This window comes from Marinoscillum sp. 108 (assembly GCF_902506655.1).
Classification (GTDB): Bacteria; Bacteroidota; Bacteroidia; order Cytophagales; family Cyclobacteriaceae; genus Marinoscillum; species Marinoscillum luteum.
Genome location: NZ_LR734808.1, coordinates 760,399 through 779,550, shown reverse-complemented (window position 1 = coordinate 779,550; position 19,152 = coordinate 760,399). Strand labels below are relative to the sequence as shown.

The 19,152-nt window shown below is 45.9% G+C and carries 17 protein-coding genes; 1 reads left to right on the top strand and 16 read right to left on the bottom strand.

The window, feature by feature from the left end; all coding sequences use genetic code 11:
• Positions 1-21 precede the first annotated feature (21 nt).
• The 15 genes from GV030_RS03240 to GV030_RS03170 form a co-directional block, all read right to left on the bottom strand.
• A complete protein-coding gene (locus tag GV030_RS03240; protein WP_159579751.1) occupies positions 22-429 on the bottom strand; it encodes a hypothetical protein in 408 nt (135 codons plus the stop codon).
• Between the two features lie 226 nt (positions 430-655).
• Positions 656-1,825 (bottom strand): M48 family metallopeptidase, encoded by a 1,170-nt coding sequence (locus GV030_RS03235; protein ID WP_159579749.1) that lies wholly within the window; start codon positions 1,823-1,825, stop codon positions 656-658.
• 31 nt (positions 1,826-1,856) lie between these two features.
• Positions 1,857-4,409: a DNA gyrase subunit A gene (gene gyrA / locus GV030_RS03230; RefSeq protein WP_159579747.1), complete on the bottom strand. Its 2,553-nt coding sequence runs from the start codon at positions 4,407-4,409 to the stop codon at positions 1,857-1,859.
• Positions 4,410-4,478: 69 nt separating this feature from the next.
• Positions 4,479-5,528 (bottom strand): hypothetical protein, encoded by a 1,050-nt coding sequence (locus tag GV030_RS03225; protein ID WP_159579745.1) that lies wholly within the window; start codon positions 5,526-5,528, stop codon positions 4,479-4,481.
• Between the two features lie 76 nt (positions 5,529-5,604).
• Positions 5,605-6,561 (bottom strand): FKBP-type peptidyl-prolyl cis-trans isomerase, encoded by a 957-nt coding sequence (locus tag GV030_RS03220; protein WP_159579743.1) that lies wholly within the window; start codon positions 6,559-6,561, stop codon positions 5,605-5,607.
• Between the two features lie 44 nt (positions 6,562-6,605).
• On the bottom strand, positions 6,606-7,226 hold the full coding sequence (locus GV030_RS03215; RefSeq protein ID WP_159579741.1) for a hypothetical protein: 621 nt from the start codon (positions 7,224-7,226) through the stop codon (positions 6,606-6,608).
• 247 nt (positions 7,227-7,473) lie between these two features.
• Positions 7,474-7,968, bottom strand: coding sequence for a hypothetical protein (locus tag GV030_RS03210; protein WP_159579739.1), 495 nt, complete (start codon positions 7,966-7,968; stop codon positions 7,474-7,476).
• Between the two features lie 76 nt (positions 7,969-8,044).
• A complete protein-coding gene (locus tag GV030_RS03205; protein WP_255465045.1) occupies positions 8,045-9,481 on the bottom strand; it encodes a COG3014 family protein in 1,437 nt (478 codons plus the stop codon).
• A gap of 14 nt (positions 9,482-9,495) precedes the next feature.
• Positions 9,496-10,080, bottom strand: coding sequence for a penicillin-binding protein activator LpoB (locus GV030_RS03200; protein ID WP_159579737.1), 585 nt, complete (start codon positions 10,078-10,080; stop codon positions 9,496-9,498).
• A 56-nt stretch (positions 10,081-10,136) separates the two neighbouring features.
• Entirely contained in the window at positions 10,137-12,473 is a 2,337-nt protein-coding gene (locus GV030_RS03195) for a TonB-dependent receptor (protein WP_159579735.1), read from the bottom strand.
• 41 nt (positions 12,474-12,514) lie between these two features.
• On the bottom strand, positions 12,515-13,168 hold the full coding sequence (gene rpe, locus GV030_RS03190) for a ribulose-phosphate 3-epimerase (RefSeq protein WP_159579733.1): 654 nt from the start codon (positions 13,166-13,168) through the stop codon (positions 12,515-12,517).
• 3 nt (positions 13,169-13,171) lie between these two features.
• Positions 13,172-14,782, bottom strand: a complete 1,611-nt coding sequence (locus tag GV030_RS03185; protein ID WP_159579731.1) for a S8 family serine peptidase — start codon at positions 14,780-14,782, stop codon at positions 13,172-13,174.
• On the bottom strand, positions 14,769-15,449 hold the full coding sequence (locus GV030_RS03180) for a hypothetical protein (RefSeq protein WP_159579729.1): 681 nt from the start codon (positions 15,447-15,449) through the stop codon (positions 14,769-14,771). Before GV030_RS03180 ends, GV030_RS03185 begins: the two co-directional genes overlap by 14 nt.
• 14 nt (positions 15,450-15,463) lie before the next feature.
• Positions 15,464-16,603 (bottom strand): tRNA 2-thiouridine(34) synthase MnmA, encoded by a 1,140-nt coding sequence (gene mnmA, locus GV030_RS03175; RefSeq protein WP_159579727.1) that lies wholly within the window; start codon positions 16,601-16,603, stop codon positions 15,464-15,466.
• 176 nt (positions 16,604-16,779) lie between these two features.
• Positions 16,780-17,097: a co-chaperone YbbN gene (locus GV030_RS03170; protein WP_159579725.1), complete on the bottom strand. Its 318-nt coding sequence runs from the start codon at positions 17,095-17,097 to the stop codon at positions 16,780-16,782.
• Positions 17,098-17,172: 75 nt separating this feature from the next.
• On the opposite strand from GV030_RS03170, the gene GV030_RS03165 reads away from it, so the two are divergent.
• Entirely contained in the window at positions 17,173-17,793 is a 621-nt protein-coding gene (locus tag GV030_RS03165) for a phosphoribosylanthranilate isomerase (RefSeq protein WP_159579723.1), read from the top strand.
• On the opposite strand, the gene GV030_RS03160 is transcribed toward GV030_RS03165, so the two are convergent.
• Positions 17,748-19,022 carry a cystathionine gamma-synthase family protein gene (locus GV030_RS03160; protein WP_185155805.1) on the bottom strand — a complete coding sequence of 425 codons (1,275 nt, stop codon included), beginning with the start codon at positions 19,020-19,022 and terminating at the stop codon, positions 17,748-17,750. The genes GV030_RS03165 and GV030_RS03160 overlap by 46 nt on opposite strands.
• Positions 19,023-19,152: the final 130 nt, after the last annotated feature.

Below are 19,152 nucleotides of genomic sequence, written 5' to 3'. Positions count from 1 at the left end.
ATATTTTGCTGGGAATGAATCTCAGGAGGCCAATACTTCGTCGCCTTCTCCCTCTACTGGGGTCAGTTCTTTCTCTTCACAGAGATAATCAAAGCAAGCACGCTTCTTTTCATCACTCAGGTCATTCCAGATGGTCTTCAAACTTCTCAGCGGAATGGACACGCGCTCTACGGCCAGGGCGGCACTGAATTTTTTCCATCCAAAATCTTTGAACACGCTCTCTTCCTCCAGCAGTTCATCATTATCAATCACCTTATCGCAAATGGACTTGAGGTAGCCATCCAACTCGTTTTTGGCCAGAATCAATTCATAATCCATTGTATCCTGATTGAGTCTGATGGTATCCACTGCCTTGTACTCTTTCTTGATTTTTTTATAAACCGAATTGATCTCGTCAATGCCGCGGGCTGAAATTTTGATGGTGCTCATTTTTAGGGGTTTTGCAGTAGGTTCATAAAGTTCAACAACTATACATTCGTAAAACAACAGATTTACGCCAACAGGAATAATTCCCTGATGAACAGAAAATATTGGCGGTGGTTTATAAAAAATAAGGTTTGACTTAACAACCTTAATAACGGTGGAGATTAAATGTATAAAAAAAAGCCGTCAAAAGTATTTTTTTGACGGCTTTTTCGTGATTTCGTTGTGAAATTTACAGCGAATCGAGTTTTTTATTCATCGCATTGGCCTTTTCTTTCATCTTCAGCTGTGTGTAGATGTAAGCGAGGGTTTCCATTGCTGTTCGGTCTGAAGAATTGATCTCATGCACTTTTTCCCATTGTGGGAGAGCATCTTTCAATTTTTGATTGATGACTGGCTCCAATTCCCTGGCCTTTTTCTGATCTGCCTTGGACATACCCAGGCTATTGCTTTCTTTGATGGTCTCGTTCGCCTGGTTAATCAGGATTACCCCATAGTTGAAGTTAGCTTCAAAGTGATTCGGATCGATCTCAATGGCTTTCAGGTATGCTTTGATGGCACGCTCTTGTTCCTTCAACTCATCATTGATCACCGCCAGGGTAAAGTATAGATTGGCATTGTCAGGTTCACTTTCAATGGCCTGCTCCAGGTTACCTCTGGCCTCATCTATTTTACCCATGTTGATGAGTAGATTGATTCGGTTCTTTTGTAAAGTGCCATCAGAAGGATATTTCCCAAGGGCTTCATCTACCACCGCCAAGGCTGCTTCCTTATCGTCCAAAGCCGAAGTAAGGATGCTCACATAGTTGTAATACAAATCCTTGCTGGTCGCGCCATTATCGATCGCTAAGCGATAGTTTTTGGTAGCTGCATCGTACAGCTGGCCATTGTGAGCCGCATAAGCTGCGTTGATGTAGGCATTGGTATCATCCGGAACAATGTAGTACGACTTCTCAAAAGCGTCCACAGCCGTCTGATATTCGCTATCCTGAAAGGCCATTACCGCCTTATTGTAGTAATAGGAGTAGTAGTTGCTGATCTGCTGCTCTTTCAAAACTGGAATACCCATCATGCCAGTCACATAATAACCCTTGCCTTCAGGGTCTATTTCATCCGCTTTATTGAATGCTGCTACAGCTTCCTCCAGCGCATTGTCTGAAAGGCTCGCATATTGCTCATTGGACGTGGTATCGATGGTAGCGTAAATGAGTCCGCGGTAATACCAGGTTTTCCCGTCATCCTTTACTTTTTCGTATTCGATGGCAGCATCGATGATTGCTTTGGCCTCAGCCAGGTCTCCATTTTCCCGGGCCTGATTGGCCTTGGTGATCTTAGGCTTCTTTTGGGCATAACCTGCAAGGCTTACAACCAATGCCATCATGATTATGTAAGTACGTTTCATTGTCAATTTTATTAAGGTTATCTATTAAAGTTTAGTCTACATTCTCTTCATTAGGGCTCTGAGTCGCTCCTTCTTCTCCTCCCTCCGGCTCATCATCTCCCTCAATATTGGAAATTTTTTCTACCGCTGAGATGGAATCATCATCATTTAGCCTGATCAGTCTCACTCCCTGAGTGGCTCGACCCATTACCCTGAGGCTGGATACTTCGGTACGTATAGCGATGCCCGAACGGTTGATAATCATCAAGTGATCCGTTTCTTCCACATCTTTAATAGCGACCAAAGCACCTGTTTTCTCAGTGATATTCATGGTTTTCACACCTTTACCACCTCGTTTGGTGATGCGGTAGTCAGAAAGATCGGAGCGCTTGCCATATCCGTTTTCTGATACTACCAGGAGGTCTGCCGGCTCCTTATGGTCAACACAGACCATGCCAACCACAAATTCACCCTCTTTCATTTTGATACCGCGCACCCCGGCTGCCATTCTTCCCATTGGCCTTACATCCGATTCGTGGAAGTTGATCGCACGACCAGTGTTCGAAGCAATCACGATGTGATTGTCCCCGTTGGTCAGACGCACATTCAGCAATTTATCGCCTTCATTGATGGTAATCGCATTGATTCCGTTTTGTCTCGGACGACTGTAAGCTTCCAGGGTGGTCTTCTTGATGGTACCGTTTTCGGTACACATGATCAGGAAGTTGTTGTTGATGTAATCTGGATCATCCAGGTTCAATACATTGATCACTGCACGAACTTTATCCGCGGGATCTATATTGATCAGGTTCTGGATAGCCCGTCCCTTAGCAGTTTTGCTGCCTTCAGGAATGGCCCACACTTTGTGCCAGTACACTTTACCAAATTCTGTGAAGATGAGCAGGTAGTTGTGGTTAGTCGCCACAAAGAGGTGCTCCGTAAAGTCGTCACTTTTGAAAGTGGCCGCTTTTGAGCCTACACCACCTCTGTTTTGCGTACGGTATTCGATCAGCGGAGTACGCTTGATGTAGCCCTCACGAGAAATGGTCAAGACCATCTCATCATCAGGAATCATATCCTCAGCGGTAAACTCATCCGCAGCATGCTCTATGTACGTGCGGCGCTCATCACCATAGCGGTCTTTCACTTCCAACAGCTCTGTCTTGATGATTTCCATTCGCTTACCTTCATCGGCAAGAATAGCCTTCAACTCTTCGATCAAAGCCTTCACTTCTTCGTATTCCTTGATGATCTTCTCACGCTCAAGACCGGTCAGTCGCTGCAACCTCATGTCGAGAATGGCTCGTGCCTGAATCTCGCTGAGTTTGAAGTTTTCCATCAGTCCCAGTTTTGCAATTTCCGGATCACGTGAGCTTCTGATCAATTTGATGACTTCATCCAGGTTATCCAGAGCGATCAGATAACCTTCCAGAATGTGTGCCCGCTTCTCGGCTTCCTCCAGCTCGTACTGGGTTCTGCGGATGACCACCTCATGTCGGTGCTCCACATAGTACTTCAATAAGTCCTTGACATTTAATGTCTTAGGTCTACCTCCTACAAGTGCTACGTTATTTACACTAAAGGAAGACTGAAGCTGTGTTTGTTTATAGAGATTGTTCAGAACGATGTTCGGAATGGTATCCTTTTTCAGTTCGTAAACAATCCTCATACCATCTCTGTCCGACTCGTCTCGGATATCAGAGATGCCATCAATTTTCTTTTCATTGATCAGCATGGCAGTCTTCTCGATCATCGATGCCTTGTTGACCATATAGGGGATCTCAGTCACTACGATTTGCTCTCGCCCTGACTTCATGGTTTCTACTTCCGCCTTGGCCCTCATGACCACTCTACCGCGGCCAGTTTCGAAGGCCGTGCGCACACCCTGATACCCGTAGATGATACCACCTGTCGGGAAATCCGGTGCTTTGATATGCTGAGTGAGTTCTTCGATGGTAATGTCATTGTTGTCAATGTAGGCAACAGCGCCATCCACCACTTCCGACAGGTTATGAGGGGCCATGTTGGTGGCCATCCCTACCGCGATCCCACTGGCTCCATTGAGCAGCAGGTTGGGCAGCTTGGCGGGAAGTACCGAGGGCTCCTTCAGGCTATCGTCAAAGTTGGGTGAGAAATCAACAGTATTCTTATTGATATCCGCCAGCATTTCTTCTGCAATACGCTTCAGTCTGGCCTCAGTATATCGCATCGCTGCCGGTGAGTCACCGTCTACCGATCCAAAGTTACCCTGACCATCGACCAACTGATACCTGAGAGACCAGGGCTGCGCCATACGCACCATGGTATCATATACCGCTGTATCGCCGTGTGGGTGGTACTTACCCAGTACCTCTCCTACGATCCTGGCTGATTTCTTATAGGGCTTGTTATAGTTTACTCCCAACTCCAGCATTCCATAGAGAATACGCCTGTGAACCGGCTTAAGACCATCTCTTACATCGGGCAAGGCACGTGAGATGATTACCGACATTGAATAATCAATGTAGGCGCCTCTCATTTCATCTTCTATGTTGATTGGGATAATGTTCTGCCCCGGGTAGGTTCCTGACTCTCCTTCAGGTAGGTTTTCACTATCGTCTGACATGAAAAAGCTTTAAAAGTTTACCTTAAAAACAAGTCGCAATTTAAGCAATTTTTTTCGGTCTGAACTGCTTTAATAGGGGTCTATTTTTCTCCTGTTCTTCAACTTGTAACGCCATAGTCTGCGGTGGTTTTCGCCCACTTTTGGATTCTGCTTTTTCCACATGGGTTGACCCCTCACTTCCATGAGTCTTCCGCTGGCAGGATCAGTGATTACATGCTTCAATTGTACATGATCACTGGCCATGGGAGACCTTGGTATTTCCGGGATATTGATGCTGATTCCCACCTGGACCATGAAGGCAGAATTGGTATGGCGGATGCTGGATGCATCGGGCAGATTGATGACATAACTCTTGATGTCATAGCTGGGGCGTATCACCACCCTGAAATACTCAGAAAGGTTATGCTCAATGTTTACCCCTATGTTGGTATAAAAATTCTGACCAATCCCAATGGCGTTGGTATTTATCTCTTTCCCCGGTTTAGCCCGGCCCAGTTGCACCTCCAGCACAAAGGTGTAATCCCAAAACTCATAAAATTCATAGCCCATCATTCCAAAATACTTTATGTAATGGGTTTGTTTAAAATCTGGCTCGTAAGGGCGAATTACTTCCTGATACACGGATGGTTTGAGGGGAGTCATGTAGTGTCTCTCATACTGAAAGCCCAACCCGATTCGAAATTTCTGAAAATCGTAGTGTGCTGACGCCATGACGGGAACCGTAGAAGCAATGGATGAGAAGCTCAGTCCCAGGGTATCGGCATCCCCGATGAACTGTCTGTTCCTTAGGTCTGGATTGTTGACCGGGTTTTCCAGATAATCATATGGCACATCAAAGACATCATCCAGATTCACTTCTTCTCCGGCTGTGGGATTGCTCATCCAGTGCTGATAACCAGAAAACACTGGTCCCAACTCATTCTGTTTGCTGAGAATCAGCTGATTTTCACCATCCTGATAAAAGTAAAACCCGGCCAGATCATGTTTGTAATTGGTGGCCGCGTATCCTGTGGAGACCGTCCACCCTATTTTGTTGGCCAGTACACGAAAGGGAGACCTGTAGATATCATATTTCTGATAGATATCCTGTGCCTGCGCAGCAGACCACTGATAAGCCATGAGAAATGTGCATACAAATATGAAGAGCCTACGCAATACGATCCTGTTTGAATTCTAAAATTAGGGATAATATGAATCAATTGATACCAATCACCTCAATTTCGAAGACCAAAGGTGTATAGGGCGGTACTTTTGACGCATAGGATGGTATTATTTCAAGATCAGCCACCTCTGAAGTGATGTTGTGCGGGATCACCACGGCACTTTCTCGATAGGCAAGGTAAGAAGGGATTACAATCAGCGCTCGCTCCTGAAGCTGCATGCGCTGCACGCCAGTCTCAAAACCTGGAATCACCGAACCAGCGCCCAAGTAAAACTCAAATACGTTGGCGTTGGGCGCCCGGTCGAAGACAGTTCCATCCAAAAAACGCCCTTCATAAGTGACCGAAATAAACTGCCCGCTCTGGGGAGTCGCTCCGGTACCGGCCTTCAGCCGCTTGTAGACCATTCCATTGGCAAGCATCTCAGGTTGATTAAGTGGATAGGTCACCGTATCTCTCAGGTTATTGTCTGTGACATAATCCGCGATGGCTGAGACTTCAGCATCCAGAATGTCATTTTCTGATCGGACCTCCAGCACTTCAAGTTCCACCGCCATGGTGGCTCCAGCAGGGATCAATACATTGGGAAAGGCATGGTCACCATAAGCCAAATAAGAAGGCAGCACAAAACCCCACTTCTCCCCTTCTTTCATATAACTCAGGGCTTCATCGATCCCGATTGGGTAAATGGCATTGGCATTCTTCTTCACCACTACTGTATCCAAACTCCGAATGCTGGTAGTGGTAGAATCCGCACCCAGGACCCATATTTTGTAGGAAATAGACAGCACAAAACCCGCTGATGGGATCCCTCCTGCTCTGATAGGGTACGCATATAAGCCGGATTCGCTTATGCTCACATCCACGTCCAGTGAATCAAAATGCGCCTGAATCCGGGCTTCTTCCTCGGCTACAGCGTCTATCTCATCCTCCTTGCAGGAGATGAATGATAAGATGAGCAGAACCATGATAAAGGGTGGAAAATTCTTCATTAAAAGCCAAAACGAACGAATGCACAAAAGATTATGCTTCGAAATTACGCTTTTTGATCAAAGGTTTTGCAAAACATCTGGAAGACTGGCAACTTATTCAATCCCATCTGCTCACCAATTTTGAGCATTTGCAAATATTCATTGCGCCCGATATGGCGATTGGTACTGATAATTTCTTCATCGTTCTCCAAAAAGAAACTGGCGATAAACCGGATCAGAATGTATGGGGTATTGAGCACCGCCTTTTTATATTCAGGATACGTTACCTCTGCTTCCTCATCAAACTTTTTCTTTTCCAGCCGCTCCATATCGAAAGATACGTGCATGGCCACCTTCAGCACATTGAAGAACTTATCAGACCAGATATCATATTTCTTCAACAAGAACTTCATGGCATATACCACCGGGTCCTTTTTCATGAAATACCCGCCTTTCGAAAGTTTTCGGGCCTTCTTATTCAGCGCTAACTCCTCGAAAAGACTCACCGTGCCATCCGCCAGTGCAATACCCACCGTTGGAGCCATCATGATCAGGGAAAAGAAGTCATGGTCGCTGATCTCCAGATAAGGCGCTTCATTTTTGCAAAAATCTTTCTTTAAGGCCTGGGTAGCTTCCAGTACCTCAGGAAGCTCAACCATGGTTTCTATTTCATATTCCGTGAACATATTCTGGTCTCTGTTTGGATTCGTTTGCCTGAAAATAACAAAATTCTTGTCGTAATTAAAACCTTCGGGTAAATAGGGCTCCTTCTTTCAATCTCACCACCATGAAGGTTAAACTTAATAATTTAGATTTCTGTGCGCTCAGGGGTCTTTCTGACTATAAGGGGTGCATTATTACCAAACCCGCAAAACATCAACATCATCTGATATAAATAAAAAAAGGACTGAATCTCAGTCCTTTTTCTCCTCTCTATTCTGTATCGCCGGAGCTCTCCTCCTGCTCCGAAGATTCGGTCTGCAGTTGGGCATATATCTCATAATACCTGGCCTTCACTGCTTCATCCTTCTTAAGGGCAGTTTTCACTTTGTTGTAAAGCCCGGCTCCAATGTCATCTTTAATTCGTGACACATATCTTTCTTTGAATTTCGCGGCTTTGTCATCGATTCTGTTTCTAATGGCCGTATAGACTGCCACCTGAGCCTCTGTAGCTTCCACGCTCTCCAATTCACCCTTCTTGTCTGCTTTGCTCAACTCATTGTACTGGGCATTGGTGAGGTCTGTGTTCTCCAACCAAATAGCTACTGAATCACTCACTACGCTGCTCAGCGCTGCCTTTTCGTTTTCTGCCCATACCATCACAGAGGCATAAGTAGTTAGTTCTTCATTTGTAAAAGTGTCTTCCTGAGCCCAACCAACTACACCTGCCAATAGGAACAACATCATTGTTACTGCTTTCTTCATCATATCATTTTTTAAGTTTTCACATTCAAACAGCTGGCAAGTTTATGAAAGCCTGGTCAAAAATGACAGTAAAAAAGCACTAACGTTTGTATTCCAGGGATTGAAATGAATGAAAAAGGGTTTCTCCCTTGGCTGCAGTAAAGGAAAAATCCTGGGTGGACGTGGCACCAGAGCTACTGATGGTTTTGAGGGTCACCGTATTTTCACCGGTATTGAGCGGCACACGACTATAGTAAATGTCGTGTGGAATGGTTTGCCAGTTTCGGGTGTCAGCCTTTTCAGTACTGGCATTGAAGATGCCCACCATCAGCGACAAGCCCTCTCGGATGGCTTCTTCACGTCGCTCCTCTTCAGTCTTCTTCTCCCCACTATCTCCCTGAGGGCCCCTAATGGCCATTTCCACAGCCTTCTTAGTGGCAGCCCTCAATAGTCCCTTGGCCAGCTCCTGCATCATCCGCTCCTCCAGGGTTTTGAACGCAATGGCATTGACATCCTCGGCCAGCTCCAGTGGATAGCGTGTCTGATTCGTTTCCAGTACTGCTCGTTGAAAATAAGGTTTACGCTCCTCATACTTTGGAAAAGCCACTCTGAACAATCGCAGATCGGTCAGTTGAGACTTTTGATCTGGACCGCTAATGGCATAAGGGAAACTGAAATTGTGTTCATCATTCACAAAGGTGACAAAACCATCGCCCCCATCTACAGCGGTAAAATTGATAGACCATTCTGATTTGACAGGACCCAGCCCATTGTGCCAGAAAAACACCAATTCCTGAGATGCGACCGGGCTATATTTCAGATTGAACTTACGCTCGTAAAAATCCAGCTCAGTATAAAAACCATTCAGGTGGGCAGCGCGGAGCAAGTCCTGCTTAAGTTGGTTTGGGGCATCCAACCCAAACAATCGTTTATAGTCGCCTTCATAGATGTTGTAGGCATTTCGGTAGGCAATGAACGCATTGTTGATCTCGCCACTGGCCTCATAGATGATGCCCATAAGGTTGTGCACAAAGGCATCCTCCTTGTATTTATTATCCGATTTATACTTGTCGCTGAGCTCGTTCTGTCGGTTGACTAAGCGTCGGCACTCTACGAGTGCCGACTCATAATCTTTCATTTTCAGAAAATTCAACGCTTTGTAGTACAGCAGTAACAAATGCTCATGATCTTCTCCCGGATACACGATGGTATTGGGGTTGACCAGGAATGAGGCAGCAATGCTGGCGTAGTTTTTTTGATAATCCTCACCAAACAAGTAAGCCTTCTCCAGCCATTCATTGCTTTCTTCCAGGTTTCCAAGCATGCTATTCACTACACCCTGATTGGCAAAGTAGAGGAATTGGGCCTTTTTCTTAGCCGCCTGCTTGTTGCTGTTCAGCACCCGCTCAGCCGCTTCCAGATTACCCTGCTCAAAACTCTGATTGAACTCAGAATTGATCTGATAATAAGTAGCACATGAGAAGGTAGAACAGGCCAGAAAAATGATACTGGCTGCCTTAATCCATTTGACGTTCACGCGGTGTTGTGGATTTAATTTTTGATGAATTTTTTGATCTCCTTGTCTCCTATCCAGACTTTTTCGTTGGTTTCGAGGTTGGCCAATTCGAGGTTTACTTTGTAATTGACCACCTTCTCATTCTTATAGGAGTCAGTCACAGCGGTGATTACACCAAACATCATAAAGTCAGCTCCGAGTTCTCTGCCCCATTTCGATTGAGTTTCCGGTGAAGCAAATTCACCCTGGTCGGCACGCTCTTCACGCAGTTTTTCTCTGAAGACCGCATTCTGGACAATTCTGACCATTCCCGAATTGATAAACTCCCGCTCTACGTCTTTGATGAAAGTTTCCGGCTCAATGTATTCAGACGTTTTGTTTTGGATCATGCCTACGATCACCACAGGCTTACGTCCATTCGCACGACTGAAATCTTCTCTCCAGGGTCTGTTCAGTACGTCATTGATCATTTCGTCCGCCACCAGCTTAGAATCGGTATCGTTCCATCGACCACTCAGGTCTATTTGCTGATCTGGGCTCACTCTCGTGACCGTACGATTGGTACATGCTACGGCAATGCTTACCAGTACCAACATTAAAAAGGTGTGTTGAATTTTCATGATTTTGTTAAGTTTTTGAATTTGAATAAACCGCAGTATTAGACGTAAAACTAATGCTAAAGTTCTGCTGTGAGCTTAATATTCAAAAACCTTGCCGATAATGAGTTGGGGATGGCAAATTGGGCACCATTTACATCTTCTATCCAGGTATAAGACAGTGTATTATCGGCTGCAAATGCATTGAGCACTTCCAGACGGACCCAGAGCTTATTGAAGAAATTATTGATGGAAAGATCGAATTGTTTGGAGAGTCCGAGATCGGCCCGGTAATACTCGTCTCCACTGAAGGCATTTCTGAGGTCTTCTCTATTGGGTGGCCCAAAAGGGTAACCCGAGCCAAAGACCAGATTCAGGTAGACCCTGAGCGTAGGATCTCCGGGCATATGGTCCTCGAAATAGGCGGCGAGGTTGATCCGCTGATCACTCGGGCGTCTGATAAAGCCCTGTCCATCGTCTTCGATGTTTTCCTGAGTTTGCAAAAAGCCAAGGCTGAACCAAGACTGAGTCCCTTTCACAAACTCACCATTGATTCTGAAGTCCAGGCCACGAGCAAAGGCCGTGCCTGTCTTATCCGAATAGTACCTCAGTCGCACATTGTCTATATCGTAGGGAATGATGTCAAATAGCTGCTTGTGGTAGACATCTGTGGTGAACAGAAATGGGCGGCCCCACATGTAGAACAGCCTGGTAAAGCCCGCAATCAGGTGAATGGACTTCTGTGCGTAGACGTTGGATCTAAGCTCACCATCGAACCCTCGGAGTTCACGGTAAAAAGGAGGCTGCTGATACAGGCCGGTAGCGACCTTGAATGTCGTGAAATTAGCCCACTTGGGTGCCCACCGGTAGGATACTCTGGGACTGATCAGGATTTGACCATTGTAATCCCAATAGGTCGCCCGAACTCCCGAACTAATGGCATGCACCGAGTCATTCCACAAAAAAGTGTTTTGAACGTAGGCAAAATACTGTCGCGTGCTCAGATTGATGTAATTAAAAACTGAATTGGTCAGATGCACATAATCGGAAGAGTCTATAAAGGAATATTCATTGATGTGATCATTGATTTGCTGAAACGTAACCCCTGCTCCACCCTCCAACACATGATTCACATTGAGTAAATATTCCCACCTGCTTTCTAAGGTTTGAATGCTAGCTTCCAGGTCGTTTCGTCCGTAATCATAGTTGGTACCAATGCCGCGAACCACCACACACTCATCAAATGACGAGGAGTTGGGGTTGTTGTTGACATCACAGAGGCGGTAAGCCCCTTCCACATCAAATTGCTCCTTCTCTGAAGTAAACATGGAGGAACCTATGAAGTGCGTTCGCAAGCGTTCGTTGAAGCGATGTGTCAATCTGAATCCGCTCTGATAGGTATCATAGCGCATGATTTCCCTTCCGATGAACGCCGTTTGCAGCCTGAAGTTTTGCTGTACGGATCCAAAATCGGTGGTTTGAGAGACCGGTTCGGTGAGGTACCTGTTGCGCCCATAACTCAGGAGGATATTCAGCTTGGTTTTGTTGATGTATTGTGATTTATTCCCTGACAAGTCAAAGGTGAAAAGGGACTGAATATCGGTATAGGTAGGAAAATATTGTCCCTTGGTTTCCAGGGTGTTTAGCAGGTACCTGGAATCCCGGTGTCTGGCCCCGATCAGGTAAGACATCTGATTGGTTTTGCCTCCGGCATAGGCTGTACCGCCCAATAAACCTATGGTCACAGCACTCTCAATACTATCTGGCTCTTTGTACTCGATATTGAGGCTGCTGGAAAGCTTATCTCCATATTTGGGCTCCCACCCCCCTGCATAAAACTCTATATCCTGCACCATGTCAGGATTGACAAAACTCAACCCTTCCTGACGCCCGGCATTGGACAGAAATGGTCGGTAAACCGGCATATCGTTCACATAGACAAGATTTTCATCAAAATTGCCACCACGAACGGAGTATGCCGAACTGAGCTCATTGTTGCCAGACACCCCAGGAAGGGTCACCAGTACTTTATTGAAGTCTCCAAAAGTGGAAGGCAAACTTTTGGCGGATTTGGCATCTACTTTCTGAACATTCACTACTTCACTTTCCCGTAGCCCCTTGTCTTCAATCTGGACATCCTGGAGCCGTGTAGTGCCCTCCTTCAGTAGTATCTCCACTGTTTGGTCTTGCTCCAGGGTATAGGCCACTTCTACCGGTTCATACTGAACGTGTGTAAACTGCAGGGTAACATTCCCCGTAGGCACCCTCAGTTCAAAGGCTCCTTCAATATCTGAAATAGCCCCCTGACTGGTACCTTTTAGTAGTATCGATACGCCGGGAACTTCCTCGCCATTTTCATCGAGGATTTTACCTGAGATCAGTACCGACTGAGCCATCAGCTGGACACCCAGTAGCATTAAAAGAAAAGTGAGAACCGGCTTTATATGCATTCCGGTTACTAAACGTTTTTGAGAGAGATAATTGTCTGCTTAGGATCCGCAGATTGAAAAACAAAGCTTCCGGCCACCAACATATTGGCTCCTTTTTGAATCAGCGCAGCGGCATTTTCAGAAGTGACCCCTCCATCCACTTCGATCAGTAAGTCCGGGTTGATGTTAGCCGCCATAGAAGCCAGCTGCTCTACCTTGGCAAAGGTGTGAGGAATAAACTTCTGGCCTCCAAATCCGGGATTTACGGACATGATCAGTACCAGGTCCAGGTCTGCCAGCAGGTCTTCCAATACTGATACGGGAGTATGTGGATTGAGCGCGACACCTGCTTTGATTCCCATAGACTTTATAGTGGCAACAGTCCGGTGAAGATGCACGGCCCCTTCATAATGCACGGTGATGATCTTGGCGCCACTGTTTTTGCACGCTTCCAGATAAGGGTCCACCTGGCTAATCATCAGGTGAAAATCCAAAGGTTTTTTGGCATGACGGGCGATGGCCTCCGTCACCGGAAACCCAAAGGAAATGTTGGGAACAAACACCCCATCCATGATGTCAATATGAATATAATCTGCTTCACTCTCATTGAGCATTTCTACATCCCGCTGGATATTGGCAAAATCTGCAGCCAGCATAGAGGGAGAAATCAGACATTGTTTCATATTCTAAATCTTTTTCAGTTGAACTGTTTTCTTGAATTTTCTGGACCTGAGTGACAAAAAATAGGTTCCACTTCGGAGGTTATTTACTTCGATCTCCAATTTACGAGGCAGCGCCTTTGTAGAAATCTCCCGAACATACAGTTCTCTGCCCTGTATGTCGTAAAGTGATATTTCCACCTTGTTATCAAACTCAAGGTTTCCAAAGTTAATAGTAATGATGTTATCGCGAAATGGATTGGGATATACCTTGAAAGTAGTATCAGTGACTGCAATGGGATAATGCGGAATACCGTAACCATAGAGGCTATCGGGAGCAAAGGCTTTATTGGCTGATTTTTTAATGGCCTCTATCACTTCTTGGTTGCTCCATCCGGGATTGGCCTGCCAGATTCCTGCGGCATAGCCTGCTATCTGAGGCGAAGCAAAACTGGTACCGTTTCCTGTAGAAATCACCCCATCGTCTCCAGATACATAGAAAATGGTGGTGAATGCTCCCATAGCCATCACGTCAGGCTTCACCCGACCATCCGAGGTGGGACCTACCGAACTGAAACTGGACCGTGACCCATCCGGGTTCACACTACCGACTGCTAACACACCCGGAGCATCAGCAGGGCTGGTTACGTACTTCCAGGAGCCATTCCCCTCATTGCCTGCACTCACTACCACTATGATTCCTCTTTCCACGGCCATCTCGGCAGCCTGGGAGACCACGGTAACCTTACCGTTCATATCCTGGTAGTTATAATTCATGGTTTTATCCGAAAAGGTGGAGTAACCCAGCGAACCGTTGATCACATCCGCTCCAGCACTGTCGGCATACTCAGCGGCCAGGAGCCAGTTATATTCCTCTATCCGATATTCACTTTTGATGTCTTCAGTCACACATAATAGGAACGAGGCATTTGGTGCTGTACCTGAAACATCCTCTCCATATGAACTGGCGATACAAGATAAAACAGCACTTCCATGATCATCAAACTGGAAAACATTGCCCGAATTGGAAATAAAATCCTTCGTACCCAACAATCGATCTTCAGTGAAGATGTGTTCAAAAGGTTCGTATTCATTGACCCCCATAAAGCCATCATCAAACACCGCGATGATCATCCCCTCGCCTTTGTAACCCTCGGCATGCATTTCGTCAGCTCCTATAAGCCCGAGCTGTGCTCTGGTAGTCGATGTTACCCGGGAAGGCGCCTTAAACTCAGCCACGTTGGCCGTGGCTACCCGGGCATCAGAAAGTCTTTCCCCTTTAGCGATGTATTCCACACTGTCCACATATGCCAGTTGTGTGACCTGTATCAACTCATCATTTGTCATCTGCACCAATGCCGCATTGAACCACCTGCTGGTATAATAGACCTGTGCTCCAGTACTGCGCACGCCTGCTACATAGGTGGCATTCACAGGGAGATCTTTTTCTGTAATTGCAATCCCCATGCGGGAGCGTCGAGAGATGGCCCTTTCGCTCAGAAAGTCCTCCGGCTGGTCGATTGAGAAAGAAACTCCCTCCTTATCAGAAAAGAATACCATGTATCGATCCTTCTGGGAAAACACCAGGTGCCCGCACAACACAATCGCCAATACCAGCAGATGCTTAATTTGGGCCATATCCTACTAAATTCTGTTTCAAAATTCTACCACTTTGTATTTCTCCCAACTCTCCACAATTGGCGCTGCAAAAGTGAAAAGTAACATAATCCTTTTCTACCAATCCTATTCCTTTGGCGTAGGTCTCACTGCGCTCATCCTGATTCACTATATTTTCCTCAATGTCCTCAATAATCACCTCAATGAATTCTGATCCACCGGTAGATTGAAGATGAGCAGTCTCAGACAAAGCCTGATAATAATACATCTTTTCCGGTTGAGAATTGAATGCATTTCCATCCCAACTCTTTCCTGCGATCACCGGAAAGGTCAATTTAGCATACGGGATGTTATTTTCAGTAACAATCATGGTCTCCTTAAAACGCTGTAGCGTCCAGACCGAATCAAGTTTCCAATCAATAGAATCAGTGCTTTTGAACCTCTCTACCAGATACTTAACCGTACCATCCCCGCTCACGAGGGAGTCGGAGATGACTTCATTCAGGAAATACCTGGAAGTGTCACCACCAAATGCTCCAAAATTGATCTCCTCAACCCAATAAGTTCTGTACTGCCCCATTTCTACCGGAAAAAAATCATAACCCGGCGCTATACTGATCGCACTCGGCTCCTCTTCACAAGAGAAGAGAAGCAATAGAAATATCAGTATCAGAGAATTGCGCATCATACAAAAATAATATGCTACCTGTTAGAAATAGCAGGCATACCCATTGGATTTTCCTGTCTGAAGCTGGATTTGATCCAACCTCCGCCGATCACGTCATTACCTTCATAGAAAACCGCAGCCTGGCCGGGTGCGATGGCCTTCACGCCATTCCCAAAATAGACCTTCATGGTATCTCCAATCTGCTCGATCACGGCTGGTGTACCGTTATCATTGTACCGCACTTTGGTGACCGTATCTTTCCGCTCCCCTTCAATACTCGCGTATTTCTGCATTGTCAGGTTCTTTACATACATGCCATCCCGCGATAGTTCATCGAAAGTACCGAGCACCACACGATTGGTATCCTTCTGTATTTCAGTAACATACACAGGGTATCCTAATGCAATCCCTAATCCTTTTCTCTGACCTACGGTGTAGAACGGAAACCCTTCGTGAGTACCCACTACGGTACCATCTTCCAGGACAAACTCACCGCCTTTCACCTGCTCTTCCAATCCATTCACGCGCCTTTTCAGAAAGCCCCGGTAGTCATTGTCTGGCACAAAGCAGATTTCGTATGATTCCGATTTAGATACGAGTTCATGGAAACCACGCTCTGTGGCCATTTCCCTGATTTGAGATTTGTGCAGATGCCCTAAAGGATATTTGGTTCTACTCAGGCTCTCCTGAGAGATCCCCCACAGGGCATATGATTGATCCTTGTGCTCATCTTTCCCTTTGGAGATCACATAGCGATCATTTTCGTGTCTCACGTTGGCGTAATGCCCGGTAGCGATAAATTCACAATCCAGCTTATCCGCCCTGCGAAGCAGAGAGTCCCATTTGATGTGTGTATTACAAAGCACACATGGGTTAGGCGTTCTGCCTTCCAGATACTCGCTGGTGAAATGATTGATCACATAATCACCAAATTCTTCTCTGATGTCAACAATGTAATGTGGGAAACCAAGACTGACGGCAATGTTTCTTGCGTCGTTGATGGAGTCGAGGCTGCAACAGCCTGTTTCTTTTTTGGATCCTCCTGAAGTCTGATAATCCCATGTCTTCATGGTCATCCCGATGACTTCATATCCTTCTTCGTGTAGCATCACTGCGGCCAGTGAGCTGTCTATGCCGCCACTCATGGCAACAAGTATTCTTCCGTGTTTACTCATAATGCGCTTCGCGAGGTTGAAAGCCTCGTTTACGGTTCGACAAAAAATCCCTTCAAAACTGAACGAGACCTATAAAAAAAGAACGGATACTTCCGTTCTGTTGCAAAGATAGCAGCTCAGGGACACCTATCCCCTATAACCATCCAATAACTTTGTATTCAGGGTGATAAACGGTATTAATTGAGTTTGGAAATCAACTCCACCACGGCATCTTCCTTACTTCCTGCAAACCCTTCCAACAGCTCCCCGTTTTTGAAAACAGCAAAGTAGGGCAAATTGGTCACGCCACCGGCACGTCGGGCTTCGGGACTCTTTTCAGCATTGACATCCAGAAAGGTCACTCCTTCGAATCGCTCATCATTGGAAAGTCTTTTAAATTTTGGTGAAAAAAGACGGCAGTTGCCACACCAATCCGCAAAGTATTTCACCACTACTTTCTCATTGGAAGTAATTACATTTTCAAAATCATTATCTGTGATCAGATCAACTGCCATATTCCTGTTTTTTTTGGTTTTGTAAAGCTTAGAAACTCAAGATTTGGTTTCTTTGTTCCGCAAAAATAGAAAAGGATGAGTTTAAAAACTTTTGTGAAGATTGGTAAAATAGAAAATCTCAGTGATGCCCGATACTGCGCCGGAATGATGGTGGACATTTTGGGTTTCAACCTGGAAGAAGGCACTGAGGGTTATCTTTCCCCCGAGCGATTCAAAGAAATTACAGATTGGGTAGCCGGAGTGTCGTTCTGTGGTGAATTTGCCCATGCTCAGGTGGCTGAAATAAAGCTGGCTGCTACTCAATATCCTGTAGAATATATCGAAACACAGAATATCGATCAACTGGAGGAACTAGCCGAACTGAGTCAAGAGCTCATTTTCAAGTTGGTTCTGACAGATGCCAAAGACCTCTCCAAACTTGAATCCAGTATCAACTATGCATCGGAGTTCGCAAAATTCATTAGCATTCACCTGACCGACGATTCCCAGAAGAATGAAGCGGAAGCGATCCTTTCTCAAATGAACTCCCGTCCGAAACTGCTCAGAGGGTATGAACTAACACACGAAAATGCCTTTGAAGTGGTTGATGATCCGATTTATTTTGGAATAGAACTAGAGGGCAGCCCGGAAGACCGCCCCGGATTCAAGGATTATGGCAATGTCATGGACATTTTGGAGGTCTTGGAAGAAGATTGACCCACATGCTCCAGGGCCTGAACCAAATCAGACCATATATCATCCACATGTTCCACACCTACTGATAATCGCACCATTTTTTCGGTGAGACCCAGTGCGTTCTTCAAGTCACGATCCACATCGGCATGTGTCATGCTGTACGGATGCTGTGCCAGGCTTTCTGTGCTCCCGAGGCTCACTGCCAGCTTGATTAACTTGAGGTGATTGAGTACCGTGAAGGCATCCTCTTCCACTCCTTTGATATCAAATGAGAGCATTGCGCCAGGAGAACTGTATTGCCGCTTATAAATGGCGTACTCCGGATGGTCCTCTTTGAGAAGTCCGAGGTAGTAGACTTTTTCCACCTTGGGGTGATCCGCAAGACGCTGAGCCAGAATGGCGGCATTGGAAGCTTGCTGATCCATCCTCACCTTCAACGTTTCCAGGCTTCGCATCAGGAGCCAGCTGGTCCACGGACCTGCCATATTACCCACAAATGTCCTAAACCCCTTGACCCTGGCCATCAGCTGCTTGCTTCCCAGGCAGGCTCCCGCCACCACATCGCTATGCCCGCCAATATACTTGGTGGCCGAGTAGAGCACCAAATCTGCGCCATGCTTAAGTGGGTGCGACCAAAGTGGCCCCATGTAGGTATTGTCTACCGCCAAAATGACCTGGTGATCTTCCCCGGCAAAATGGTCTCCCACTCGTCTGCACATTTCTATATCAATGAGCGCATTTGTTGGGTTCGCGGGGGTTTCTATATATACCATCTTCAAACGGCCCTCAGCGGATCCTATTCGATCAATGATCTGCTGCTGACTTTCGCCAGGCCTGAACTCAAGCGTATGAATGCCATACTGACAAAGGATTTTTCGGATGAAATGATCCGTGCCTCCATAAATAGGTGCACTGTGCAAAAGGAGGTCTCCAGGCTTCAGGAACTCGAAAAGTGTGGAGGTGATGGCAGACATACCACTTTCAAAAACGGCACAGTCTTCTGCACCATCCCAAAGTGAAAGCCTGTTTTCGAGGATCTCCAAATCCGGATTGTTCAGTCGGCTATAGATGAGGCCGAGCTCCTCTCCTTCGTGCTTTTCCCGAAGGCCATAGGCCACTTCGAAAAATGCTTTGCCTTCTTCTGCAGATTTGAAAACAAAGGTACTGGTTTGAAAAATCGGGGGTTTTACAGCTCCTTCAGACAACTCTGGTCGGTAGCCATATGACATCATTAAACTTTCGGGTCTCATGTGGGGTGCTTTTTTATCAAAGATAGCTGGCTGCCACATTACTTCTGGATATCTGAATAATATCAGTTAATAAATCTAAATTCTCACATTTTATAGAAATAATTTCTTAGAATAGTGCTTTCAAGGAAGG